The organism is Pseudonocardia sp. GCM10023141, assembly GCF_042653605.1.
On record NZ_JBHSIR010000026.1, the window covers coordinates 255,265 to 279,528 of the forward strand.

Sequence of the window (24,264 nt, forward strand, 5' to 3'; positions counted from 1 at the left end):
CGGTATGCCGGAACGTCAGCGGCGACCGACACCGACCCAGGAGATCCGCGCCCGCCGCAGCACGTCGGCATCCAACAGGTTGCGGGTGTCGACCACCACCCGGCAGGCCATCTCCCCGGCGATCCCGGCCCAGTCCAGCGAGCGGAACTGCGGCCACTCCGTCAACACCACCAGCGCCGCGGCGTCCTTCGCCGCCAGCAGCGCGTCGCTCACCACCGTGACGTCGTCGGTGACACCGGGCACCGCCACCGGACACCCCGGGTCGAAGCCCGTCAGCTCCGCACCCTCGACGCGTAGCAACGCCGCCACCGCCAGCGCGGGCGAATCCCGCAGATCGTCCGTGCCGGCCTTGAACGTCAGTCCCAGCAGCCCGATCCGCAGGCCCGCCAGCGACCCACCCACGGCGTCGCGGACCTTGTCGACCATCAGCACGCGCTGCCGCTCGTTGGTCGCGATGCTCGCCGAGACGATCGGCAGCTCCCGACCTGCCGCCGCCGCCACCTGCACCAGCGCGTTCGTGTCCTTCGGCAGGCAGGACCCGCCCCAGCCGGGGCCCGGCTTCAGGAACGCCTGCCCGATCCGCCGGTCGTACCCCATGCCCTCCGTGACGGCGCCGACGTCGGCGCCCAGCACGTCGCACAGCTCGGCCAGCGCGTTGACGTAGGAGAGCTTCATCGCCAGGAAGCAGTTCGCGGCGTACTTGACCATCTCCGCGCTCGCCGCATCCGTCAGCACCGTCGGCGCACCCAGCTTCGAGTAGAGCGCCGCCACCCGCTCCGCCGCGTCCTGCGCGTCGCACCCCACCACGATCCGGTCCGGATGCAGGAAGTCGTGCACCGCGCTGCCCTCGCGCAGGAACTCCGGGTTGCTCACCACCGCCACGTCACGCCGGTTGAGCAGCCCCAACGTCGCGGCCGCCGTGCCCACCGGCACCGTCGACTTGTTCACCACCACGCACCCCGACGGCAGCAGTGACCGGACCTCGGCGGCCACCGCCTCCACGGCCGACAGGTCCGCCGCACCACCGGCACCCATCGGCGTCGGCACGCACAGGAACATCACCTCGACCGGCAGCTCGTCCGGCCGCGAGATCGCCTCCCGCGCGCCCACCACGAACTCCAGCCGCCCGGCGGCCATCCCCTCCACCACGAGCTCGACGAGCCCGGGTTCGAGGATGTCGACCTCGCCCCGGCGCAGGCGTTCGATCTTGGCGGTATCGATGTCGGCACACACCACGCGATGTCCCAACGAGGCCAGACACGCACCGGTCGTGAGACCGACGTAACCAGTACCGACCACGGCAATGCGACGGGCGAACATCCGTGAAGGATGCTCCGAACGGGTGAACGTGAGCTGGCCCCGCGGGAGCCGCCGCGTGAACCTCGCGGCAGCTCAGAGCGACGCGGCGAGCGGCACCTTCGTGATGGCCGGAGAGGTCATCCAGCTGCGCAGCGCCTGCGTGGCCGCGACGTCGTCGGCGTTGTAGGTGAGGAGTCGCTCACGCTGGGTGTGGTCGGGTGGGGCACCGTCCATACCGACCGCATCGCGGTACCAGCGCATGGAGTTCTCCCCGCTCGCCTCGGGATCCTGCCAGGTGAAACCGGCCGACGGGGCCACCCGCTTGAGGCCCTTGCCGTGCGCGCAGAGGAACCACTCGTCGACCACCGCGAACAGATCGACCCAGCTGGGCTCGGCGATGAACCGCTCGATCTCGGCCAGCGGTGGGATGCCCGGCATACCGGCGAAGCGCTGGGCCGACGCGAGCAGCCAGCGGTTCTCGGCCTGCTCGTTGTAGCAGTAGGCGGCGAACGTGCGGCCCGTGGCGGCGGCCCGGGACCGGACGCCCGAGAGCCACGTCCAGAACTCGCCGAAGGAGCGGCCCTCGTCGGCGGTGGGCACCGGATCCCAGGTGGCGAAGGCGCGATAGCCCTCGGGCTCGTCGCCCGGACGGCTGCCGCCGGGATGGGTGAGCAGCACCCCCCACATGTAGGCGCCGGACTCACCGAAGCTCTCCATGTCGATGTCGACCTCGACGTCGGCGCGCAGGACCTCCACGCGCGGCACCCGGCGCACCACGGACAGCCCCCGCTGCCAGGCCCTGGCCAGCGCGACGGTGTCGGCGAACGGGGAGGGTGTGGGGATCGGCGACTCACCTGCGGGATCGAGCGCGGCCAGCGCGGCGACCGTGGTGATGCCCGACTCGCGCAGCGCGACGGCCATCTCGCCCCGCACCACGAGGCTGACGTCCTGCGCGCTGGTGAGAACGGACTCGCAGGTGGGCCACCACGGGCAGTGGCGGCACTCGTTGACGCGCGACGGCTCGGCCAGTGCCGGGGCACCGGTGGCCGCGGCGGTGGCGACGGCGGTGCGATCGGCGAAGCGGGCGTCGTACTCGGTGAGCGTGGAGCGGGCGCCGGGCCAGTGGCCCGCACGCAGGTCGTGCCAGACGACGACGTCGGCGTCCATCCCGATGACCCCGCCGTGGTGGGCGTGGCGCACTTCGTCGGACGGCGCCCAGCCGGCGGCCCGCAGCATGCGGTGCAGATGCGCCAGCCGCAGCAGATCCCGCGGCTGGGACCGCACCTTGCGCGTGGGATCGGGCAGGCTGCGACGCGGCCACGGCTCGAGCACGGCGGAGGTGACGGCGCCCTCACCGGGATCGGTGATGCGGTGGCGCACCACGATGACCGGGATGTAGCCGCCGCCCGGCAGCCGGACCAGCAGCTCCGCACCACCCCGGCGCCCGGCGCCATCGGCATCGGGGAGCACCGCGCCCCAGATCAGCGGGGCCTCGGCGGCGACGGCAGCCGCGGTGGCCGCGATCCGCTCGCGGGACGGGAGCTCGCCGGGAACGGCCGCCCAACCCGGGCCGGTGGCCGCGGCGAGCTGCACCCCGAGCTGGACGCGGTGCTCGACGGCATCGGCCCGCCGCTGCTCGAGCGCCGGATCGGGCAGCGCGCGCGGCGCCGCGGCCGCGGTGGGATCGTGATCGAGGTGGATGCGGCGCCGGCAGCGGGTGAGCGCGCCGGCATCGAGGGACACGCCGGCCCGGGGATGGTGCACACCGGGAGGCCGGTTCTCGATCGCGGTCACACCGTCGAGGGTAATGACCGGCACCGACAGCCTCCGCGCACAACACCCCTCGCCGCACCCCGCACCCCCGATCGGTGCGTCTGACCGGGTACGACCCCGCGGTACGCCCTAAGCTGCGATCCATCCGGCGGAGATCGCTCCGGCCGGCGGGGAGGGTGCGCGATGGGGCTGCGGAAACGGTCCGGGTCGAAGAGCGGCACGGCAGACGGTGGTGGAGCAGCGCTGGCGAGCGTCGCGGCCACCGGTGCCACCAAGGGCCGCAAGCCGCTGACGGCGTCGAGCGCGAAGCGCATGATCGGTGTAGGGCGCACCGTGCTGCCGCTGCTCGCCCCCTACGCGTTGGTCGCGGCCGGGGCCGTCCGGGCCCGCTGGGACTCCTACCAGGCCGACCGGCTCGGCGTCGCCACCGACCAGCTCTCGTCCTTCCGCGGACCCGGCGGGGTGCTGCACGCGCGCCTGTCACGGATCGCCGAGGCGCTGGAGCAGCTGGATCCGGTGGCGGAGGCCCACTCCACGGGTGCCGCGCGCAAGTTCGCCCTCGACACCCGTCCCCGCATCGCCGAGCTGTCGATCGCGGTGCGCGCCGCCGAGCAGATGCCCGGCCAGCGCAGGCGCGCCGCTTACCGCGCCATCGGTCGGGAGCTCGACCGCATCGAATCCGCCCTGCTCACGCACCTCGGGGTCACCACCTGACGGGACACCCCGTTCTGGTCCCCCTCCCGCGCAGCGGCTACCGTCTGTGTCCATGACGGGCGGTTCGGGTGGGCGCGCGCCACGCGTCCGGCTCCTGCGGGGCGCCGCGCTGGCGGCCCTGTCCGCGCTGCTCACCGCCGTCGGTCACGTCGCGGGCGGCGGCACGCTTCCCGACCTCGCCGTGCTGGTCGTGCTGCTCCCGATGCTGGCGGCCGTCTTCGTCTCGGTCGCGCAACGGTGCCGCAGCACGATCTCCATGATCGCCACGCTGGGCGCGGGCCAGCTCGCTCTCCACGAGTTCATGACGCTGCTGCACCCGGCCCATGCCGGTGCGGCGGGCAGCGTCCCCTCTGGCGCCACGATGCTCGGCATGCACGCTGCGGTGACGCTGGCCGTCGCCGTGGCGCTGCAGCACGCCGATCGCGCCACCGCCGCGGTCGGCGCCGCCGTGCGCAGGCTGGTGCCGCGCAGGCTCGCGCCGCTGCCTGCCGATCGGCCGCTGCACACGCTCGTCGAACCCGGCCCCGGGCTCGTCGCCCGGATCGCCAGGGTCCTGTCCGTCGCGGACGCCCGCCGCGGACCTCCGGTGGGGTGCTGACCAGCCCTCACACCCCTCACCGTCCCCCGAACGGGGACGTCACCGGAGAGATCTTCATGAACCGATCCCCACGCCGTACGGTGCTGCGCGCCGCCACGGTGCTCGCCGTCGCCGCCGCCACCGTGCTGGTGGCCGCCACGCCCGCGCTCGCCCACGTCACCGCACAGGCGGGCGACGCGAAGAAGGGCGGCTACGCCGTCGTCACGTTCCGCGTCCCGAACGAGTCCGACACCGCCGGAACGGTCGGGCTGACCGTGACGCTGCCGACCGACAAGCCCCTGACCTCGGTGCGCACCACGCCCATCGCGGGCTGGACCGCCACCACGAAGCAGGTCGCGCTCAACCCGCCGGTCCAGTCCGGCGGCCGCACCATCACCCAGACCATCGGGTCCATCACCTGGACGGCCAACCCCGGCACCCGCATCGGCCCCGGTCAGTACCTCGACTTCCCGGTCTCGGTCGGCCCGATGCCCACCGACACCGACTCGATCTCGCTGCCGGCCAGCCAGACCTACGACGACGGGAAGGTCGTGGACTGGAACCAGCCGGCCGTCGCGGGCGGTGCGGAACCCGCGCACCCAGCACCGGTGGTGAAGCTGACCGCCGCCGACGCGGCAGGCGGCCACGGCGGCATGGCGACCACGAGCACCCCGCCCGCGGCCGACGCCACCGACATGACGGCACGCTGGCTCGGCATCGGCGGCCTGCTCGTCGGGGCCGTCGGGCTCGCGCTGGGTGGCGGCGCGATCCTGCGTAGCAGGCGGTCGACGGCAGGCGGCCGGACCGAGCAGCCTGCCGAACCGGAGAAGGTGGGCTGATGCGACACGCCGCGCGCCGGGTACTGGTGCTGGGCACGCTCGCCGTGCTGGCGCTGCTGCTCGGTTCGGCGCCCGCATGGGCGCACAGCCAGCTGGAGCGCAGCGACCCGGCCGCGGGCACGAGCCTCGCCAGCGGGCCGAAGCAGGTGTCGCTCACCTTCAACGAGGCCGTGCAGCCCGGTTTCACCGCCATCACGGTGGTGGGCCCGGACAAGCTGGACTACCACAGCGGCACGATCAGCGAGGTGGACGACACCATCGCGGTGGGCGTCCAGCCGCTGGGACCGGCCGGGACCTACCAGATCGGCTACCGCATCGTCTCCGCCGACGGGCATCCCGTCTCCGGGAGCGTCGCGTTCACGCTGACGGCGGCCGGGCCCGGCTCGCCGGCGGCAGTGCCGGCCGGCAACGTGTCGGACCCGGCGTCGACCCCGGGTTCGGCACCGCCCGATGGTGGCGGGCCGCCGGTGTGGCCGTGGATCGTCGGCGCGGTCGTGCTGGTGGCGGGCGGCGTCGTCGTCGCGCTCCGGCTCGGCCGCTCGTGATGGTCACCCCTTTTCGCCGGTGCGGATGAGCCGGCCCGCTGCGAGCACCGGATGGCGGGACCTGCGGGTACCCGCCGCCTGGTCGGTGCTCGCAGCGGGTGCGGCCGTCGTCGCCGCGTCACTGGCCGGCTCGCTCACCGGGGGCGCCCCAGCCATCCTGCTCGGCGCGATCGTCGCCAGGGCCGGGATGGACGCCGCGGCCGTGGCGTGCGTCGGGCTCGGCCTGCTCGGGGTGCTGCTGCCCCCGGACGGCACGCTGCGCGGCGGGGCCGGTCGGGAGCTGCCCGTCGTGCAGAGCCGCGCCGACCGCGCGCTGGTGGCGGTCTCCGGAGCCTGGTTGGCGCTCGTCGTGCTCGATCTCGGGCTCCGCGCCGCCGCCGCGTACGGCCGCCCGCTCACCTCGCTGAGCGGCAACGAGATCGTCCTGTTCGCCACCGCGGTGGAGGCAGGTCGCGGGCTGCTGCTGACCGCGGGCTGCACGGCGGTGGTGCTGGGCTGCGCCATCGTCCGGGTCCGGAACCCGCACCGCATGCAGGTGCGGATCCCGCTGGTGGCGGCACTGCTCGGGACGTTGACCCCCGCACTGACCGGACATTCGGGAACCGACCCGGACCACCAGCTCGCGGTGGTCACCGTGGCGCTGCACGCGGGCGCCGCGGCGGTGTGGGTCGGTGGGCTCGGCGCCATGCTCGTGCTCATCGCCGGCAGGCGCGCGCTCCTGGACGCCGCGCTGCCGCGGTTCTCCCGCCTCGCCACGGTCTGCCTCGTCGCGGTGGCCGTGACCGGGGTGCTCAACGCGGCGCTGCGGCTCTCGTCGTGGGCCGCGCTGTTCGGTTCGGGGTACGGCGTACTCGTGCTGGCCAAGGTGGTCTGCCTCGGGCTCGCGGCAGGGCTGGGCGGGCTGGCCCGGCAGCGGCTCGCGGCCCGACGGACACCGGTGCTGCGGTGGGCGGTCTACGAGGTGGCCGTGATGGCGGTGGCCATCGGACTGGCCGCCGCACTCACCCAGACCGCGTTCTCCTGATCCGTCAGGTGCGGTGGGCCTCCAGCAGCCGCAGCCAGATCTCGCTCATCGTCGGGTACGCGGGCACGGCGTGCCAGAGCCGGTGCAGGGGCACCTCTCCCACGACGGCGACGGTGGCGGCGTGCAGCAGCTCGGCCACGTCCTGGCCGACGAACGTCACGCCCACCAGCAGGCCGCGTGACTCGTCCACCACCATCCGGGCGGCGCCGCCGTAGCTGTCGGCCTGCAGCGACGAGCCGGCGACGGCGAACGGGATGTCCACCACCCGCACGTCCAGCCCGGCGGCTCGGGCCTGCTCCTCGGTGCGGCCGACGAACGCCACCTCCGGGTCGGTGAACACGACCTGCGGCACCGCGGCGTGATCGGCCGTGGCCGCGTGTTCGCCCCACGGCCCGGTGTCGACCGCGGCGCCGGTGGCCCTGGCCCCGACGGCCGCTCCGGCGATCCGCGCGTCGTACTTGCCCTGATGGGTCAGCGGCGCGCGGCCGGTGACGTCGCCCGCGGCGTAGAGCCACTGCCCGTCGACGCCGTCGACGAGCCCGGAGTCGTCGACCGTCAGCGTCTCGCCGGGCTCCAGCCCGACCGTGTCGAGGCCGACGTCGGCGGTGTTGGGCCTGCGGCCGGTGGCCACGAGCAGCTCGTCCACCACGATCGTCTCGCCGCCCGGCAGGTGCAGCGCGATGCCCGCGCCGTCCGCGGCCACGCGGTCGAGTTGCGTGTCGAGCCGGACGTCGACGCCCTCGGCCCGCAGCGCCGCGGCCACCCGCTCACCCGCGACGGGCTCCATGGCCGCGAGCAGCCGGGGCCCGTGCTGCACGAGCACGACCTCGGACCCGAGCCTGCGGAAGGCCTGCGCCAGCTCGCACCCGACCACGCCCCCGCCGAGCACGCCCAGCCGCGGCGGTGCCTCCTTGGCCGACGTCGCCTCGCGCGAGCTCCAGGTCCGGACCGTGTCGAGCCCGTCAACCGGAGGCCGCACCGGCACGCTGCCCGTGCAGACGACCACCGCGTGGCGGGCCGTGAGCGTCTCACCGCCCTGGATCGCGACGGTGCGCTCGCCGGTGATCCGGGCGTACCCGCGCAGCACCGTGAGCCCCGCACCCTCGGCCCAGGCGACCTGGCTCGCGTCATCCCAGTTGTGGGTGAAGGAGTCGCGGCGGGCGAACACGGCCGCCGGGTCGAACGTGGCCGTGGTGCCGGGCAACCGGCGCACGGCGGCCACCGCGTGCCCCGTGCGCAGCAGCGCCTTCGACGGCATGCAGGCCCAGTAGGAGCACTCGCCACCGAGCAGTTCGGCCTCGACGATGGCGACCTCCAGGCCGGCCTTCGCGGCGTAGTCGGCGGCGTTCTCCCCCACCGCACCGGCACCGATGACGATCACGTCGAACTCGCGACCTGTCATACCAGGGCCGCCACGGCCGCCACCACGTCGACGTCGCCCTCGAACAGCTCGAGCACCGCTCCCGCGGTGGCAGGCGCGTCCAGCAGCGCCACGAGGACCGCCGCGGTGTCGTCACGGGTGACGGCACCCCTGGCACCGGAGGCGGGGACGAGCCGCACCCGCCCGGTGCCGGGGTCGTCGGAGAGGCTCCCCGGGCGCACGATCGTCCAGTCGAGATCGCTGGCGCGGATCGCGTCCTCGGCCGCCTTCTTGGCCGCCAGGTACGCCGCCCAGACCTCGTCGGTGCCCGCCGCGGGCGGCGCATCCACGTTGATGGACGACACCAGCAGGTAGCGGCGCACGCCGGCCAGCGCGGCCGCTTCGGCGAGCAGCACCGCTGCCGCGCGGTCGACCGAGTCCTTGCGGCCCGCGCTGCTGCCCGGGCCGGCGCCGGCGGCGAACACGACGGCGTCGGCACCCTCGAGGTGGGCGGCGAGCTCGGCAGCGGTCGCCGACTCCAGGTCGAGCACCGCGGGCGTGGCGCCCGCACGCTCCAGGTCCTCCCGATGGGCGGGGTTGCGGATCACCCCGGTGACCGCGTCACCCCGCTCGGCCAGCAGCGACGTCAGCCGCAGTCCGATCTGCCCGTGCCCGCCCGCGATCACCACATGCATGCCGGCGACGGTACGGCTCCTACCTGTTGGGGCGCAGCGTCCACACCACCGTCATCCGGGTGGTTTCGCGATCATCGGCGTCGGTGATCGTGACGGTGACCGTGAACTCGGGACGCGTGCCGGCGTCGAGCTCGGCGAGCACGTCGGCGGCCGGCCGGTCGAGCACCGCGACGGCCGTGAGCGGGCCCTTCGCCAGCCGGACGTAACCGATCTCCGAGCGCACCACCAGGGGGGTCGCGCGCTCCATGACGGTGCCGAACGCCGCGAGCCCGACGGCGCCCGACGCCGTCTCGCCCAGCCCGAAGATCATCGCGGCGTGCGGCCCGCCGACATGGTTGTGCAGGTCGGCGGCATCGGGGAGGTGCGCGACCGCTCGCTCGGCCGTCGTCTCGCCGAACGTGATGCCCACCGACTTCACCCACGGCACCGTCTGCCCCATCGCCGCGCCGACCCAGCTCGTGTCCACCGTCATGCGCCGAAGGCTACTCGTCAGTAGCACTCAATCACGCCGATTCTCACTCCGCGGAATCGAGGGGGTGGTGACTACTGGGCCCCCGCACTGAAATCGAGGGTGACACCGACGTTTGCAGGAGGTATGCCGGTGAAAGCTGTCCGCGTACACGCGTACCACGAAGATCCGAAGATCGACGACATCCCGGAGCCCACCATCACGGGGCCGCTCGACGTGATCGTGAAGATCGGTGGCGCCGGTGTGTGCCGCACCGACCTGCACATCATCAACGGCGACTGGGCCGAGGCCCAGAACCCGCAGCTCCCCTACGTGATCGGCCACGAGAACGCCGGCTGGGTGCACGAGATCGGTGCCGGCGTCACCAACGTCGCCGTCGGCGACACCGTGATCCTGCACCCGCAGCCCAGCTGTGGGCTCTGCCTGGCCTGCCGGCGCGGCCGTGACATGCAGTGCGAGAACGCCTTCTTCCCCGGCCTGTCGAACAACGACGGCGGTATGGCCGAGTACCTGCGCACCACGGCACGCGCGTGCATCAAGCTCGACCCGAGCACCAACCCCGCCGACGTCGCCGCGCTCGCCGACGCCGGCATCACCGCCTACCACGCTGTGCGCAAGGCGGTGCCCGATCTCTTCCCCGGCACCACCGCCGTCGTGCAGGGCGTGGGCGGCCTCGGCCACATCGCGGTCCAGGCGCTCGCGGCGATCACGGGCACGCGCATCGTCGTCGTCGACCGCAACCCCGACGCGCTGGCGCTGGCCAAGCAGATCGGTGCGGACGAGACCGTGCTGGCCGACGGCACGCACATCGATGCCGTGCTGGACCTGACCAACGGCAAGGGCGGCGACGTGGTGTTCGACTTCGTCGCCGAGCAGGGCGCCGAGCTCGACGCGTGGAAGATGACTGCCCCGGCCGGGTCGCAGTACATCCTCGGTTACGGCGGCGAGTTCCGGGCCCCGACGCTCGATTTCGTCGGCGGCGAGAAGAACGTCATCGGCAACATCGTCGGCACCTACCCCGACCTCGTGGAACTGATGGTGCTGGCCCAGGCCGGCAAGGTCACGCTGCACACCAAGCAGTACCCGCTCGACGCCGCGCTCGACGCGCTCCACGATCTCGATGCCGGTCGCGTCCGCGGCCGCGCAATTCTTGTTCCATAACTGATTCCCGACGACGCGAAAGGTAGCCACCACCACATGTACGAAAAAGATGGCGAGAAGTACTTCATCGTCGATTCCCACAGCCACTTCTGGGACGCGAGCCGGGAGAACTGGAAGCCCGGCGCCGAGCAGTACGCCAAGGGCTGGATCGACTGCTTCTACGGCTACCACCAGCTCGGCCCGCCCGAGACCCACTGGGACTACGAGCACTACCTGAAGGTGTCGCCCGAGGACTTCGAGCGCGACATGTTCGAGGAGGGCCACGTCGACCACGCGATCTTCCAGTCGACGTACCTGCGCGAGTGGTACACCACGGGCTTCAACACGATCGACCAGAACGCGGCGCTGCTGGAGAAGTGGGGCAACCGCCTCCTGGTGAACGGGCGCTTCGACCCGCGTGAGGGTGACGCGGGCATCAAGCAGCTCGAAGAGGACCACAAGAAGTACAACTTCAAGGGCGTCAAGCTCTACACCGCGGAGTGGAACAACGGTTCCCGCGGCTACAAGCTGTCGGACCCGGAGTCCTACCGCTTCCTGGAGAAGGCTCAGGAACTGGGCATCAAGAACGTCCACGTCCACAAGGGCCCGACCATCTGGCCGCTGGACAAGGACGCGTTCGACGTCGCCGACGTCGACCACGCTGCCACCGACTTCCAGGACCTCAACTTCATCGTCGAGCACGTGGGCCTCCCGCGCATCGAGGACTTCTGCTTCATGGCGGTGCAGGAGCCCAACGTCTACGCGGGCCTCTCGGTCGTCATCGGCGGTCTGATGCACGCACGGCCGAAGTTCTTCGCCAAGGTCATCGGCGAGCTGATGTTCTGGGTCGGCGAGGACAAGATGCTCTACGGCGGCGACTACAACATCTGGGTGCCCAAGTGGCAGGTCGAGGGCTTCGTCGACTGGCAGATGCCCGACGACGACGCGTTCACCGACTACGCCAAGCTCACCACCGCCACCAAGAAGAAGATCCTCGGCCTCAACGCGGCGCGGCTCTACGACATCCCGGTGCCGGCCGAGCTGCAGCTGGACACGTCGGCAGGCGAGGCCGGCGCGCCCGGTCACGAGCTGGTCGACGACACCGCGGGGGCGTCGGCGTGAGTTCGCGCCTGCACCGCGAGGTGTGGGCCGCGCTGGGGACGGTGCTCGATCCGGAACTGGACGAGCCCATCACGGACCTCGACTTCGTCGAGTCGAGCACCGTCTCCGCCGAAGGCGTGGCCACCGTCGTGCTGCGCCTTCCGACGTTCTTCTGCGCGCCGAACTTCTCGTTCCTGATGGTCGCCGACGCCTACGACGCGGTGTCGGAGATCGACGGGATCACGCGCGCGGATGTGACGCTGGCCGACCACCACGCCTCCGATGAGATCAACGGCGGCGTCGCGGCCCAGTCCGGGTTCGTCGGGACCTTCGAGGGGCTTGCGGTCGCGGAACTCGACGAGCTGCGGGCGCAGTTCTTCCGCAAGGCGGCGCTGGCCGGGCAGGACAAGATCGCCCGGCCGCTCGTCGACGACGGTGCGAGCCCGGCGGAGCTGGCGAACACCTCGCTGGGTGATCTGCCGCCTTCGGCCGAGCTGGACCGGATGAAGAAGCGCCGGGCCGCGCTCGGGCTGCCCAACGGGTACGACGCTCCGTTGCTGATCGACGGCGACGGCAACCGCATCACCGAAGCCCAGGTGCCGCTGCACCTGCGGCGGGCGCGGTTGCAGCGCGTCGGGATCGAGACGAACGGCGAGTTCTGCAAGAGCCTGTTGCAGACCCGCTACCCGGCGGCGGCGCACTGAGAAGCGGCGCCCTGACCGGATCGCACTGACGGAGGGTCACACCCCGGGACCCTCCGCATCTCAGCAAGGTGGCCTTCCTGACGTCCAACGTCAGGAAGGCCACCTTGCTGGCGTTCGGGCCGGCTACCGGGAGTGAACGTTCTAGGCTCGGTCCCGTGGACGTGCGCGCGCTGGTCTTCGATGTCTTCGGCACGGTGGTGGACTGGCACACGGGCGTCACCCGCGAGGCGTTGCGGCTGCTCGGTCCCGACGTCGACGGACCCGGCCTGGCCACCGCGTGGCGCGGGCAGTACTACCCGGCCATGAACCGCGTCCGCCGCGGCGAGCTGCCCTGGACGTCGCTCGACGCCCTGCACCGCGCCGCGCTCGACGAGCTGCTGCCCGGCTTCGGCGCCGGGGCCGCCGATGACGCCACCCGCGCCGAGCTGGTGCTCGCCTGGCACCGCCTGGACCCCTGGCCCGACTCCGTCGCGGGCCTGACCAGGCTGAGGGAGCACCGGCCGATCGCCACGCTGTCCAACGGCAACGTGTCGCTGCTGGTCGACATGGCCCGCCACGGCGGCCTGCCGTGGGACGCCGTGCTCTCCGCGGAGCTGTTCGGGCACTACAAGCCCGATGCCGAGGTCTACGACGGCGCCGCGCGCCTGCTCGGCCTCGACCCGGCGCAGGTCCTGATGGTCGCCGCGCACGTCGACGACCTGGCCGCGGCCCGGTCACGCGGCCTGCGCACCGCCTACGTCCACCGGCCGCAGGAAGCGGGGCCGGCCGGGCCGCCGCCACCCGCCACCGATCCTGCCGCCGATCTCAACGTCGGATCGCTCACGGAGCTGGCTGACCTGCTGGCGGCCGGGCGATGAGCACGCGGAACAGGTTCTCCAGGCGGTAGGCCCCTCCCGGGGTCCGCCGCCCGGCGAGCCGGTCCAGCACGGCCGCCCGCACCGCGGCGGGACCGGCCGCGCGGGCAGCCGTTCTCCCGATCGCCGTGCCGAACAGCGGGCCGATCAGCTCGTCCTCGTCCGGGTAGTCGAACGGGCAGATCACCTCGGTGACACCGACGACCTCCAGCCCGGCCAGACCGACGACCTGGCGCAGCCGGTCCGGGTCGGTCAGGGGCGGCGGTCCTTCGGGTGCGCGGCGTGGGGGCAGCAACGGCGCCAGAGCCTCGCCGAACGCCCGCACGTCGCACTCCTGCTCGGCGCCCCACACCGTGATCGCCACGGTGGCGCCTGCCGCTCCGGCGGCCTGCAGCACCACCACCGGGTTGCGGACGTGCGGCAGCAGCTGCATGGCCACCACCACGTCGAACGGGCCGTGCGGCGGGTCGTGCGCGTCACCGACCGCGAAGGCGCCCTCCGGGACGGCGGCAGCGGCTACGGCGACGGCACCGGGGTCGACGTCGATCCCGGTGACGGCGGCGCCGAGCCCTGCAGCGCGCCGCGCGAACTCGCCGGGACCGCAGCCCAGGTCGAGCACGGTGGTACCGGCCCCGACGCCCGCGGCGTCGAGAACGGCGTCGTACAACGGTGTGCCCCAACCGGCAGGTCCCTCGCTCACCCCCGGACGCTACCGGGACAGCGGCGTGGACGGCGCTGTCCTGCGGAGCGGGGCTGTCCGAACGATCAGCCCCACACGTCCTGCGCCACCTCGACGATGAGCGCCAGCTTGGCGGCCTGCTCGTCGCGGGTCAGCGAGTTGCCCTCCACCGTGGAGGAGAACCCGCACTGCGGGGACAGGCACAGCTGGTCGAGCGGCACGAACTTCGCGGCCTCGTCGATGCGCCGCTTGAGCGTGTCGGCGTCCTCCAGCTCCCCGCGCTTGGTGGTGACGAGTCCGAGGACCACCTGCTTGCCCGGCGGCACGAACCGCAGCGGCTCGAAGCCGCCGGAGCGCTCGTCGTCGAACTCGCAGAAGAAGCCGTCGACGGCCAGCTCCCCGAACAGCGCCTCGGCCACGAAGTCGTACCCGCCCTCCGCGGCCCACGACGACCGGAAGTTGCCGCGGCACATGTGGGTGGTGACCCTCATGTCCGCGGGCCGGTCGGCGATCGCCGAGTTGATCTGACGGATGTAGCGCAGGTGCTGGTGGTCGGCGTCGTCACCGCGGGCGGCGAGCTGGGCGCGCTGCTGCGGGTCGTTGAGGTAGGCCAGGCTGGTGTCGTCGAGCTGCAGGTACCGGCAGCCCAGCTCGGCCAGCGCCGCGACCTCGGCGGCGTAGGCGGCCGAGAGGTCGGTCCAGAACTCCTCGGTGTCGGGGTAGACGCTGCGGTCGAGCGCGGCCAGCCCGGCCCGGTAGTGGACCATGCTCGGCGCCGGGATCGTCAGCTTCGGCACCGCGGTTCCGGTGTCGATCTGAGCGGCGAGGAACCGGAAGTCGTCGGCGAAGATCGGGTGCTCCAGCCCGACGCGGCCGGTGACCGCGAGCCCCGCGGTGGTGAAGTCGTTGCCGCCCGCGGCGTTGCGCATCTGCACGCGGATCTGCTCGTCGGTCCTGGTGATGCCGCCGAGCTGGTAGATGAAGTCCATGTGCCATGACGTGCGCCGGAACTCGCCGTCGGTGACCGTCTGCAGGCCCAACCGCTCCTGCATCGCCACGACCTCGCGGATCGCCGCGTCCTCCACTGCGCGCAGCCCGGGGGCGTCGAGCGTGCCCGCGGCGAAACGTTCACGGGCGGCGAGCAGCTCCGGCGGCCGCAGGAGGCTCCCGACGTGGTCGGCGCGGAACGGCGGCTCGCTTCGTTGCATGCCTGGCAACGTATCCCCGGGCGCCCCCCTCTGTGCAAGGGTGAACCTCGTGCAGCACGGAGTGGTGACGTTCCTGACCGACTACGGCCTCGAGCCGGTTCCGCTCGGGCGGGCCGTCGAGGAACGCGGCTTCGACGCCCTGTTCCTCACCGAGCACACCCACATCCCCACCAGCAGGCTCTCGCCGTGGCCGGGTGGTGCCGAGCTGCCGCGGCGCTACGCGCACACCTACGACCCGTTCGTCGCCCTGTCCGCGATCGCGGCCACCACCCAGCGGATCGCACTGGGCACCGGTGTGTCGCTGGTGGCACAGCACGATCCGATCGTGCTGGCCAAGGCCGTCGCCAGCCTGGACCGGATCGCGGGCGGCCGGTTCGAGCTCGGCATCGGGCCGGGCTGGAACAAGGAGGAGATGGCCGACCACGGCGTCGACCCGGCGTCGCGCACCGCCCGGATGCGCGAGCACGTGCTGGCGATGCAGGCCATCTGGGCCGCGGACGAGGCCGAGTTCCACGGCCGGTTCGTCGACTTCGGCCCGATCTGGTCGTGGCCCAAGCCGACGCGGACACCGCCCGTACTGATCGGCGGTGGCGGTCCCACGGTGCTCGATCGGGTTCTCGAGTACGGCACCGGGTGGATCCCGCTGCGCGTCCCGCTCGACGACATGAGCCCGTTCGCGGCGCGGATCGCCGAGCTGCGCAGCCGGGCTGCCGACGCGGGCCGCCCGCGTCCCGACGTCACCGTCTACGGAGCCGTGCCCAAGCCGGCAGCGCTGGAGTCGTACGCGACGGCGGGTGTGGACCGGGTGCTGTTCGAGCTGCGCGACCAGGACGACACCGCCGCGGCGCTGGCCGAGCTGGACGGCCTGGCCGCCCTGCGCCCCTGAACCGACGTCGCACACCTGCTCCCGTCGTCGCACAGGCTGGACCCCCTGCGAGGACGGGTGAACGTGTGCGAGGTCGCTAGAACTGGGCGTCGGCCGCCGGCCAGTCCTCGTCGCGCAGGAGGCTCGCCCGGTCGGCGGCCTCCCGCACCACCCGCTCGAGCTCCCAGCGCCGGGCGGTGAAGTCGGCGCACGACAGCGTCACCCCGATCGCCCCGCTGACCTCGCCGCCGGCGCCGTACACCGGGGCCGCCACGCCCGCGACGCCGCGCACGTACTCGTCGACCTCGACGGCCGCGCCGTCGGAGCGGATCCGCATCAGCTCCCGGTCGAGCGCGCGGCGGTCCGGCACGGTCTGCGGGGCGAGGCCGGGCAGGCCGGCGCGATCGAGCAGCGCCGCGAGGTGGGTCGGTCGCAGCCAGGCGAGCATCACCTTCCCGGCCGCGGTCGCGTGCGCCGCGGTCGGCTCCCCCGCCCGCATGGCCTCCGGGCTGGGGTGATCGGCACAGGAGTCGACGTGCGCGACCACGATCTCAGCGGCCCGGAACACCGTCAGGTACGCACCGGCCCCGACGCCCGAGTGGATCTCGTGCAGCAGCGCGCGCACGGCCGGGGCGGGCCGCACCTGGTCGGTGAGGCTGCGGTGCAGCTCCGCGACCCGGTAGCCGAGCCCGTAGCCCCGCACACCTGGTAGCCGGACGAGGTAGCCCTCCTCCAACAGCGTGCCCAGTGCGCGGTAGACCGTGGGCAGCGGACAGCTCAGCCGCCGGGCGATGGCCTTGGCCGTGACCCCGTCACCGGCGGCCGCCACCGCCTCCACGACACGCAGTGCGCGCGTGATCGAGGAACCGGTGGTGCGCTCCGATGCCACAGGGTCCAGTGTTGAGCAGACAGGTGGTGCGCGCCAGCTCACCGATCGGAGTGTTTGCGCGCAGACAAGACGGCGAGGAGATCGACATGGACGACGGCGAGCTGCACAAGCGGATCGACGAACTGGTGACCGAGGAGCACCGGCTGGAGCGCAGCCACATCGGGCAGGGACTCTCGGATGCGGAGAAGCGCCGGATGGAGGAGCTCGGCGTGCAGCTGGACCGCTACTGGGACCTGCTGCGCCAGCGGGATGCGCGCCGTCGGGCCGGTCTGAACCCCGACACGGCCGCCGAGCGCTCGGCCGATGTGGTCGAGGGTTACCGCCAATGAGTCGCCGGTGAGGGCCCTCTACGCCCGAACCGGCTCGTACAGCCCCGAACGGAGCAGCCGCCGATCGCACGCACGCGGCGGTTCACCGCTTGGGTGCCACGGGCTCCGGACCCGCAACGGGCGCGGGCCGGCACCTCAGGGTGCGCACGGCGACCGTGCCGGGCCGTTCCGGGGCATGCCCAAGGCAGTATCGGGAACGTGCCGATCGTCCCCGTCTCTCCGGAGCGCCTCGTCGAGGTGATCACGTCGCTGGTCACGCAACGCCTCGGCCGGGTGCGGCTCGCCGTCGACGGGCCACCACCCACCCGGCCCGTCGACATCGCCGGTGGCGTGGCCGCCGCGCTGCGCGAACGGGGGCGCGGGGCGGTGGTGGTGGCGGCCGCCGACTTCCTGCGACCCGCCTCGGTGCGACTGGAGTTCGGCCGCGAGGACCCCGACGAGTTCCTCGACGGCTGGCTCGACGCGGCCGCGCTGCGCCGGGAGGTGCTCGCTCCGGCAGCACCGGACGGCAGTGGCCGCGTGCTGCCCCGGCTGTGGGATGCGGCCAGCGACCGGGCGTTCCGGGAGTCCTACGTCGAGATTCCACCCGATGGGGTGGTGTTGGTGGCCGGCGCCCTGCTGCTGGGCAGGGGCCTGCCGTTCGACGTCACGGTCCATCTGCGCATGAACGCCGCTGCCCGCGCCAGGACGCTGCCTGCCGATCAGCAGTGGACGCTGCGGGCCTACACCCGCTATGAACTGGAGAATGATCTCGACTCCGCGGCCGACCTGCTGGTACTGGCCGACCACCCCGACCGGCCAGCGGTCCGGCAGCCGTAGGAGAGGCCCCGAAACAAAGATCCACTCGATCCCGGCGATGTCGCACTGCGACGGGCAGGGATCGAGTGGAGAGTGTGCGCGAGGAGGGAGTTGAACCCTCACGTCCTTTCGGACACACGGACCTGAACCGTGCGCGTCTGCCATTCCGCCACTCGCGCTGACGAAGAAAAACTATCATGGGGTGCGGAGCGGTTTCACGGGGGTCCACATCCCTGACCGATGGCGCCTCCACGCAGCGGGCTAGCACAGATACGATCGGTGCTGTCAGCAACACGCCGATGCGAACGGAGGAAGATCGGTTGGGCCGTGTCGGGAGGTTCGAACGCCGTCTACAGGGGATGGTGGGCGACGCCTTCGCGCGGGTCTTCGGTGGCAGCGTCGTACCCCAGGAAGTGGCGCAGGCGTTGCTCAGGGAAGCCGAGGACCACATCGAGGAGCTCGCCGGAGGGCGCCTGTTGGCGCCCAACCGGTACACCGTGCTCCTTGGTCCTTCCGATATCGAACGCATGGCCGGTGACCAGGCACAGATCATCGACTCGCTCTCTGCCTATATCACCGAACAACTCGCCGACCAGGGATGGGACGCCTACGGCGAGGTCGTAGTCTTTCTGGAGCGCTCCGATGCGCTGCACACGGGACAGTTCCGCACCCGCTCGTCCGTGGACCCCGACGCTTCCCGCCGGGACGCCATCCGAGCACGCGACGCAGGAGAAGCACCCATGAGCCAGCAACCGGGCCACCCCGAGGAGAACGGGCAGTACGGCTACGACCGTGGCGCCCCCGGATACGGGCAGCAGACGTATGCCCCTCCGTCCTACGACCAGCGCCAGGGGGGGTACGAGCAGCAGGGCGAGCAGCCGCCGCAGGGCGGCTACCCGCCCCAGGGCGGCTACCCGCAGCAGCCCGGCTACGGGCAGCAGCAGCCCGGCTACGGCGAGCAGGGCTACGGCCAGCAGCAGCCCGGGTACGGCCAGCAGCCCGGCTACGACCAGGGCCAGCAGCCGGGCTACGGCCAGCAGCCCGGCTATGGCCAGCAGCCCGGGTACGGCCAGCAGCCCGGCTACGACCAGCAGGGCTACCAGCAGGGCCAGCAGGCCTACGCCCAGCCCGGTTACGGCCAGCCCGGTTACGCGCCCGGCTACGACGCCGGCGGCTACCAGCAGCCCGGTTACGGCCAGCAGCCCTACGACCAGGGCTACGACGCCGGCTACGACCAGCAGGGCTACCAGCAGCCCGGTGGCGGCTACGGCGGCTACCAGCAGGGTGGCAAGGCCTCGCTGAGCCTCGACGACGGCTCGGGTCGCACCTACGACCTGACGCCCGGCAGCCACGTCATCGGCCGCGGCCAGGACTCGGCGTTCCGTCTCCCGGACACCGGCGTCTCGCGCCGGCACCTGGAGATCAGCTGGGACGGCCAGACCGCCACGCTCTCGGACCTGGGTTCCACCAACGGCACCACCGTCAACGGCAACCCGGTGCAGACCTGGCAGCTCGGTGACGGCGACGTCATCCGGGTGGGACACTCCAGCCTCGTCTTCCGCACGCAGTAACCAGCGCGACATCACGAGAACGGAGTTCGCCGCGAGTGCCCGAGTTGGTGCTGCAGCTGACCAGGGCGGGCTTCCTGGCCCTCCTCTGGCTGTTCGTGCTCGTCGCGCTGCGCGTGGTGCGCTCCGATCTGTACGCCGCGTCGGGCCTGCGGGCCCTCGTGCCGGGCGGTCGGGCCGCCCCGCGCACAGGCCGCGGACGCACGCCCCGCCAGCTACTGGTCACCCAGGGCGCGCTGGCGGGAACGAGGATCACGTTGGATGCCCGGCCGATCCTGATCGGCAGGGCCGACGACTCCACCCTCGTGCTCGACGACGACTACGCCTCCACCCGGCATGCACGCATTTCGCAGCAGGGAGAGGAGTGGTACGTCGAGGATCTCGGGTCGACGAACGGCACGTACCTTGATCGGGCTAAGGTCACCGGACCCACCCGGGTACCCCTGGGGGTCCCTGTCCGCATCGGCAAGACGGTGATCGAGCTCCGATCATGAGCCGCCCTCCGCCAGGGCATGGTCGGCCCGACTGCTCTGCCCCTGATCGAAACCGCGGAGTCGCACGATGACGCTTGTCCTGCGCTACTCCGCCCGCAGCGACCGCGGGCTCGTCCGGCAGAACAACCAGGACGCGGTCTACGCCGGTCCTCGGCTGCTGGCGCTCGCCGACGGCATGGGCGGGCACGCGGCCGGTGAGGTCGCGTCGTCACTCGTGATCTCGGCGCTCGCACCCCTCGACGAGGACGATCCCGGTGACGACCTGCTCGCCGAGCTCCGCGAGGCCACGGTCGAGGGCAACGCCGCCATCACCCGGCACGTCGCCGACGCCCCCGATCTGGAGGGCATGGGCACCACGCTCACGGCCATCCTGTTCGCCGGCTCCCGGCTGGGGCTCGTCCACATCGGGGACTCACGCGCCTACCAGCTGCGTGACCAGTCCTTCAGCCAGATCACCAAGGACGACACGTTCGTCCAGTCGTTGATCGACGAGGGCCGCATCACCGAGGAGGAGGCGCACACGCACCCGCAGCGGTCGCTGCTGCTGCGCGCCATCACCGGCCAGGACGTCGACCCCTCGCTGACCATCCGCGAGGCGCGGGCAGGCGATCGCTACCTGCTGTGCTCCGACGGGCTGTCGGGCGTCGTCAGCGACGAGACGCTCGCCGAGACGCTCGCTGCCTACCGCGATCCCCGCGAGTGCGCCGACCGCATGATCGACCTCGCGCTGCGCGGCGGTGGGCCCGACAACATCACCTGCATCGTGGCCGACGTCGTCGACATCGACTTCGGCGAGGACGCCCCGATCATGGGCGGCGCGGTCGGTGACGGCAGCGAGGACGCCCCGCCACCCGACTCGGCGGCGGCCCGCGCCTCGGCCACCACCATGACCAGGGCCACGCCGCAGCGCATCGAGCCGGTGGCCGAGCCGCCCGCCGCGCGGCGGCGCTCCCGGTTGCGCATCGTGCTGGCCGTGATCGCGGTGCTGCTCGTGCTGGCCGCCGCGGTGATCGTCGCGCGCATCCTGGTGCTGCAGGAGTACTACGTCGGCGCCGACGACGCCGGCAAGCAGGTGGTGATCTACCAGGGTGTCCGGGGGTCGGTGCTGGGCGTCGCGCTGCACCAGGTGGCCGAGCCCACCGACGTCAAGCTGTCCGACCTGCCCGAGGCCGCCCGCAACCAGGTGCTGGCCGGGCAGATCGTCGAGATGGGCCTGCCGGGTGCGCGCGCGCTCGTCGAGCGGCTGCGCCACGACATGCTGCCGCCGTGCCCCCCGGCCACCCCGACCGGCACCGCCGCCCCCACGCCCACCCCCGATCCCGCCGCGTCCGGCACCCCGCCGATCCCCGGCGTCCCCCCCGTCGAGAGCACGCCGCTCCCGACCTCCACGCTCACGCCCGGAACGACCTGCCGGTCGGTGAGCTGATGGCGGTGGTCGGCAGCGCGCCGGGCCGGGCGCCGGCCGCACCCTCGCCCCTCCCGACGGGGCGCGGCATCGAGCTGATCCTGCTGGCGTTCGCCGCCGTGCTGGTCACGGGCGCGCTGGTGCTGGTGGAGGCCAACACGTCGCAGGAGCTCACCCGGTCGCTGCTGTTCGTCGGGCTGGCCTACCTCGGCCTGTTCACCGTGGCCCACCTGGCCGTGCGCAAGTTCGCGCCGTACGCCGACCCGCTGATCCTCCCCTGCGTCGCCCTGCTCAACGGGCTGGGTCTCGTCATGATCCACCGACTCGACCTGGCCAACGTCGAGGCCGCCAAGGCCAACGGCACCACGATCCCCGCCGACGAGATCGGCCGCCAGGTCATCTGGACGGCCATCGGACTCGCACTGTTCGTGGCCGTGATGTGGCTGGTCCGCGACCACCGCACGTTGGCGCGCTACGGCTACACCGCGGGGTTCGTCGGCATCGTGCTGCTGGCGCTGCCCGGCCTGCTCCCGTCGTCGATCTCCGAGGTCAACGGCGCGAAGCTGTGGATCCGGATCGGCCCGGCAGGCATCCAGCCCGGCGAGTTCGCCAAGATCCTGCTGATCGTGTTCTTCGCGGCGTTCCTCGTGCAGAAGCGCGAGCTGTTCACCACCGCGGGCCGCCGGTTCCTCGGGATGGAGCTGCCGCGCGCCCGCGACCTGGCGCCGCTGGTACTCGCGTGGGGCCTCTCGGTCGGGGTACTCGTGCTCGAGCGCGACCTGGGCACATCGCTGCTGTTCTTCGGCATCGTGCTGGTGCTGCTGTACGCGGCCACCGAACGCGTCTCGTGGATGGTCATCGGCCTGCTGTTCTTCGTCGGCGGCTGCGTGATCGCCTACCAGCTCTTCGGTCACGTGCGCACCCGTGTGCAGATCTGGATGGACCCGTTCGCCGACTTCGACAACGCCGGCTACCAGATCGGGCAGGCACTGTTCGGTCTCGGCACCGGCGGCGTCGGCGGCACCGGTCTCGGCGCGGGGCGCCCGGACCTGGTGCCCTTCGCCGACAGCGACTTCATGCTCTCCTCGCTCGGTGAGGAGCTCGGGCTCATCGGGCTCGCCGCCATCCTCGTCATCTACCTGGTGCTGATCACCCGGGGGCTGCGCAGCGCGCTCGCAGTGCGTGACAGCTTCGGCAAGCTGCTGGCGACGGGGCTGGCGTTCGCGCTGGCACTGCAGGTGTTCATCGTCATCGGCGGGGCGTCCAAGCTGATCCCGCTCACCGGCCTCACCCTGCCGTTCCTGTCCTACGGCGGCTCGTCGCTCGTGGCGAACTACGCGCTGGTCGCGCTGCTGCTGCGCGTGTCGAGCGCGGCGCGGGCACCGCTGCCCCGCCGGCCGGCCACCCCCCAGGTGCCGCTCGCCGAGGCGGGCACGGAGCTGGTGGAGCGGCCGACGTGAACACGCCGGTACGCCGCATCGCCATCGCGGTGATGGTCATGATCCTGCTGCTGATGGCCAACCTCACCTACGTCCAGGTGGTCAAGGCGGGCGACTACCGCACCGACCCCCGCAACAAGCGGGTGCTGCTCGCCGAGTACTCCCGCAAGCGGGGCCAGATCACGGCACAGGGCCAGACGCTGGCCAGCAGCATCGAGACCGACGGCCGGCTGCGCTACCAGCGCAAGTACACCGACGGGCCGCTCTACGCCGATCTCACCGGCTACTTCTCGGTCACCCACGGGTCCAGCGGTATCGAGCACGCGGCCGACGACGTGCTCAACGGCAGCGACGACCGCCTGTTCGGCAAGCGTCTCTCCGACCTGGTCACCGGTCGCGATCCGAGCGGCGGCAACGTCGCGCTCACGATCGACCCCGATATCCAGAAGGTCGCCTACGACCAGCTGGCGCGCAAGAACTACGCGGGCGCCGTCGTCGCGCTGCGCCCGCAGACCGGCGAGATCCTCGCGATGGCCTCCACACCGTCGTTCGACCCGAATCCGCTGGTCAGCCAGAACGCCTCCGAGGAGAACGCCGCCTTCTCGAAGGTCAACACGGCCAACCCGTCGGTGCTGATCAACCGCGCCATCTCGGCCACCTACCCCCCGGGCTCCACGTTCAAGCTGATCGACGTGGCCGCGGCGCTCTCGAGCGGGCGCTACACCCCCGACAGCCAGCTCACCGCCGCGTCGAGCATCACGCTGACCGGCAGCAACACGCCGTTGGAGAACTACAACGGCAACGCCTGCGGCACCAGTGCCACGGCCTCGCTCAAGGATGCGCTGCAGCGCTCCTGCAACACCGCGTTCGCCGAGCTCGCCGGCCAGCTCGGCGAGGACGCCATCCGCAAGCAGGCGGAGGCCTTCGGCATCGGGAAGGACCTCACCATCCCGATGCCCGTGGAGACGTCCACTATCGGCGACATCCCCGACACCGCGGCGCTGGAGCAGTCCGGCATCGGCCAGCGCGACGTGGCGCTCACCCCGCTGCAGAACGCGATGATCGTGGCCGCCATCGCCAACGGCGGGCAGGTCATGGCGCCGTACCTGATCAAGGAGATCCAGAGCCAGGAGCTCGAGACGGTCAGCACCACCGCACCGGTGCGGCTCGGCCAGGCGATCGATGCCGGCGTCGCACGCACCATGACCGACCTGATGGTCAACAACGAGAACTCCTACGCCAACACCGGCAAGATCCAGGGTGTGCAGATCGCGGCGAAGACGGGCACCGCCGAGCACGGGGTCAACCCGCGGACCACGCCGCCGCACGTCTGGTACGTCGGCTTCGCACCGGCGCAGAACCCGCAGATCGCCGTGGCCGTCGTGGTCGAGTCCGGTGGCGACTCCAACAACCTCGCCGCCACCGGTGGCGCCATCGCGGGCCCGATCGCGCGTGCCGTGATCGCCGCCGGGCTCGGGAAGGCGGCCGGCCGATGA

The 24,264-nt window shown here is 72.3% G+C and carries 25 protein-coding genes and 1 tRNA gene; 17 read left to right on the forward strand and 9 right to left on the reverse strand.

The window, feature by feature from the left end; all coding sequences use genetic code 11:
• Window positions 1-15: 15 nt before the first annotated feature.
• Both ACFPFQ_RS15375 and ACFPFQ_RS15380 read right to left on the reverse strand, forming a co-directional pair.
• The gene (locus ACFPFQ_RS15375) at window positions 16-1,320 is read right to left on the reverse strand and encodes a UDP-glucose dehydrogenase family protein (RefSeq protein ID WP_379619167.1); all 1,305 of its coding nucleotides are present in this window, start codon (window positions 1,318-1,320) and stop codon (window positions 16-18) included.
• Window positions 1,321-1,392: 72 nt separating this feature from the next.
• Window positions 1,393-3,093 carry a TM0106 family RecB-like putative nuclease gene (locus tag ACFPFQ_RS15380; protein WP_379619169.1) on the reverse strand — a complete coding sequence of 567 codons (1,701 nt, stop codon included), beginning with the start codon at window positions 3,091-3,093 and terminating at the stop codon, window positions 1,393-1,395.
• A 162-nt stretch (window positions 3,094-3,255) separates the two neighbouring features.
• On the opposite strand from ACFPFQ_RS15380, the gene ACFPFQ_RS15385 reads away from it, so the two are divergent.
• From ACFPFQ_RS15385 to ACFPFQ_RS15405, 5 genes are read left to right on the forward strand one after another with little or no spacing between them, the layout of a single operon-like run.
• On the forward strand, window positions 3,256-3,786 hold the full coding sequence (locus ACFPFQ_RS15385) for a DUF6474 family protein (protein WP_379619171.1): 531 nt from the start codon (window positions 3,256-3,258) through the stop codon (window positions 3,784-3,786).
• 52 nt (window positions 3,787-3,838) lie between these two features.
• Complete coding sequence (locus ACFPFQ_RS15390) at window positions 3,839-4,384, forward strand: hypothetical protein (protein WP_379619173.1); 546 nt, start codon at window positions 3,839-3,841, stop codon at window positions 4,382-4,384.
• 56 nt (window positions 4,385-4,440) lie between these two features.
• Window positions 4,441-5,202 carry a YcnI family protein gene (locus ACFPFQ_RS15395; RefSeq protein ID WP_379619175.1) on the forward strand — a complete coding sequence of 254 codons (762 nt, stop codon included), beginning with the start codon at window positions 4,441-4,443 and terminating at the stop codon, window positions 5,200-5,202.
• Complete coding sequence (locus ACFPFQ_RS15400; RefSeq protein ID WP_379619177.1) at window positions 5,202-5,747, forward strand: copper resistance CopC family protein; 546 nt, start codon at window positions 5,202-5,204, stop codon at window positions 5,745-5,747. Before ACFPFQ_RS15395 ends, ACFPFQ_RS15400 begins: the two co-directional genes overlap by 1 nt.
• Before the next feature lie 25 nt (window positions 5,748-5,772).
• Window positions 5,773-6,771 carry a copper resistance D family protein gene (locus tag ACFPFQ_RS15405; protein WP_379619179.1) on the forward strand — a complete coding sequence of 333 codons (999 nt, stop codon included), beginning with the start codon at window positions 5,773-5,775 and terminating at the stop codon, window positions 6,769-6,771.
• A gap of 4 nt (window positions 6,772-6,775) precedes the next feature.
• On the opposite strand, the gene ACFPFQ_RS15410 is transcribed toward ACFPFQ_RS15405, so the two are convergent.
• The 3 genes from ACFPFQ_RS15410 to ACFPFQ_RS15420 are packed head-to-tail and all read right to left on the reverse strand — an operon-like array spanning window position 6,776 to window position 9,298.
• On the reverse strand, window positions 6,776-8,173 hold the full coding sequence (locus ACFPFQ_RS15410) for a dihydrolipoyl dehydrogenase family protein (protein WP_379619180.1): 1,398 nt from the start codon (window positions 8,171-8,173) through the stop codon (window positions 6,776-6,778).
• Complete coding sequence (locus ACFPFQ_RS15415) at window positions 8,170-8,826, reverse strand: NAD(P)H-binding protein (protein ID WP_379619182.1); 657 nt, start codon at window positions 8,824-8,826, stop codon at window positions 8,170-8,172. The genes ACFPFQ_RS15410 and ACFPFQ_RS15415 overlap by 4 nt, the downstream gene beginning before the upstream one ends.
• Before the next feature lie 19 nt (window positions 8,827-8,845).
• On the reverse strand, window positions 8,846-9,298 hold the full coding sequence (locus ACFPFQ_RS15420; RefSeq protein WP_379619184.1) for a DUF4442 domain-containing protein: 453 nt from the start codon (window positions 9,296-9,298) through the stop codon (window positions 8,846-8,848).
• A gap of 129 nt (window positions 9,299-9,427) precedes the next feature.
• On the opposite strand from ACFPFQ_RS15420, the gene ACFPFQ_RS15425 reads away from it, so the two are divergent.
• The 4 genes from ACFPFQ_RS15425 to ACFPFQ_RS15440 all read left to right on the forward strand — a co-directional run bounded on the left by ACFPFQ_RS15425 (window position 9,428) and on the right by ACFPFQ_RS15440 (window position 13,097).
• Entirely contained in the window at window positions 9,428-10,456 is a 1,029-nt protein-coding gene (locus tag ACFPFQ_RS15425) for an NAD(P)-dependent alcohol dehydrogenase (protein ID WP_379619186.1), read from the forward strand.
• Between the two features lie 36 nt (window positions 10,457-10,492).
• Window positions 10,493-11,557: an amidohydrolase family protein gene (locus tag ACFPFQ_RS15430; protein ID WP_379619188.1), complete on the forward strand. Its 1,065-nt coding sequence runs from the start codon at window positions 10,493-10,495 to the stop codon at window positions 11,555-11,557.
• The gene (locus ACFPFQ_RS15435; protein WP_379619190.1) at window positions 11,554-12,240 is read left to right on the forward strand and encodes an iron-sulfur cluster assembly protein; all 687 of its coding nucleotides are present in this window, start codon (window positions 11,554-11,556) and stop codon (window positions 12,238-12,240) included. The genes ACFPFQ_RS15430 and ACFPFQ_RS15435 overlap by 4 nt, the downstream gene beginning before the upstream one ends.
• Before the next feature lie 155 nt (window positions 12,241-12,395).
• Window positions 12,396-13,097 (forward strand): haloacid dehalogenase type II, encoded by a 702-nt coding sequence (locus tag ACFPFQ_RS15440; protein WP_379619192.1) that lies wholly within the window; start codon window positions 12,396-12,398, stop codon window positions 13,095-13,097.
• On the opposite strand, the gene ACFPFQ_RS15445 is transcribed toward ACFPFQ_RS15440, so the two are convergent.
• Window positions 13,060-13,794, reverse strand: a complete 735-nt coding sequence (locus ACFPFQ_RS15445; protein ID WP_379619194.1) for a class I SAM-dependent methyltransferase — start codon at window positions 13,792-13,794, stop codon at window positions 13,060-13,062. The genes ACFPFQ_RS15440 and ACFPFQ_RS15445 overlap by 38 nt on opposite strands.
• Window positions 13,795-13,859: 65 nt before the next feature.
• Entirely contained in the window at window positions 13,860-14,981 is a 1,122-nt protein-coding gene (locus tag ACFPFQ_RS15450) for a 5-methyltetrahydropteroyltriglutamate--homocysteine S-methyltransferase (protein ID WP_379619196.1), read from the reverse strand.
• A gap of 49 nt (window positions 14,982-15,030) precedes the next feature.
• Between ACFPFQ_RS15450 and ACFPFQ_RS15455 the strand changes: the two genes are divergently transcribed.
• The gene (locus tag ACFPFQ_RS15455; protein WP_379619197.1) at window positions 15,031-15,867 is read left to right on the forward strand and encodes an LLM class F420-dependent oxidoreductase; all 837 of its coding nucleotides are present in this window, start codon (window positions 15,031-15,033) and stop codon (window positions 15,865-15,867) included.
• Window positions 15,868-15,943: 76 nt separating this feature from the next.
• Here the strand turns inward: ACFPFQ_RS15455 and ACFPFQ_RS15460 are convergent, their stop codons facing one another.
• Window positions 15,944-16,735 (reverse strand): IclR family transcriptional regulator, encoded by a 792-nt coding sequence (locus tag ACFPFQ_RS15460; protein WP_379619199.1) that lies wholly within the window; start codon window positions 16,733-16,735, stop codon window positions 15,944-15,946.
• A gap of 86 nt (window positions 16,736-16,821) precedes the next feature.
• Here ACFPFQ_RS15460 and ACFPFQ_RS15465 point away from each other — a divergent pair, with 86 nt between their 5' ends.
• Both ACFPFQ_RS15465 and ACFPFQ_RS15470 read left to right on the forward strand, forming a co-directional pair.
• Window positions 16,822-17,064, forward strand: a complete 243-nt coding sequence (locus tag ACFPFQ_RS15465; RefSeq protein ID WP_379619201.1) for a DUF2630 family protein — start codon at window positions 16,822-16,824, stop codon at window positions 17,062-17,064.
• A gap of 198 nt (window positions 17,065-17,262) precedes the next feature.
• Window positions 17,263-17,883 carry a uridine kinase gene (locus ACFPFQ_RS15470; RefSeq protein ID WP_379619203.1) on the forward strand — a complete coding sequence of 207 codons (621 nt, stop codon included), beginning with the start codon at window positions 17,263-17,265 and terminating at the stop codon, window positions 17,881-17,883.
• 75 nt (window positions 17,884-17,958) lie between these two features.
• On the opposite strand, the gene ACFPFQ_RS15475 is transcribed toward ACFPFQ_RS15470, so the two are convergent.
• Window positions 17,959-18,041, reverse strand: a tRNA-Leu gene (locus ACFPFQ_RS15475).
• A 141-nt stretch (window positions 18,042-18,182) separates the two neighbouring features.
• Here ACFPFQ_RS15475 and ACFPFQ_RS15480 point away from each other — a divergent pair.
• The 5 genes from ACFPFQ_RS15480 (at window position 18,183) to ACFPFQ_RS15500 (ending at window position 24,264) form a co-directional block, all read left to right on the forward strand.
• Window positions 18,183-19,433, forward strand: coding sequence for a DUF3662 and FHA domain-containing protein (locus ACFPFQ_RS15480; RefSeq protein WP_379619276.1), 1,251 nt, complete (start codon window positions 18,183-18,185; stop codon window positions 19,431-19,433).
• Between the two features lie 35 nt (window positions 19,434-19,468).
• Complete coding sequence (locus ACFPFQ_RS15485; RefSeq protein WP_379619205.1) at window positions 19,469-19,924, forward strand: FHA domain-containing protein FhaB/FipA; 456 nt, start codon at window positions 19,469-19,471, stop codon at window positions 19,922-19,924.
• Between the two features lie 67 nt (window positions 19,925-19,991).
• The gene (locus ACFPFQ_RS15490; protein WP_379619207.1) at window positions 19,992-21,350 is read left to right on the forward strand and encodes a PP2C family protein-serine/threonine phosphatase; all 1,359 of its coding nucleotides are present in this window, start codon (window positions 19,992-19,994) and stop codon (window positions 21,348-21,350) included.
• Window positions 21,350-22,789, forward strand: coding sequence for an FtsW/RodA/SpoVE family cell cycle protein (locus ACFPFQ_RS15495; protein ID WP_379619209.1), 1,440 nt, complete (start codon window positions 21,350-21,352; stop codon window positions 22,787-22,789). Before ACFPFQ_RS15490 ends, ACFPFQ_RS15495 begins: the two co-directional genes overlap by 1 nt.
• Window positions 22,786-24,264, forward strand: coding sequence for a peptidoglycan D,D-transpeptidase FtsI family protein (locus ACFPFQ_RS15500; protein WP_379619211.1), 1,479 nt, complete (start codon window positions 22,786-22,788; stop codon window positions 24,262-24,264). Before ACFPFQ_RS15495 ends, ACFPFQ_RS15500 begins: the two co-directional genes overlap by 4 nt.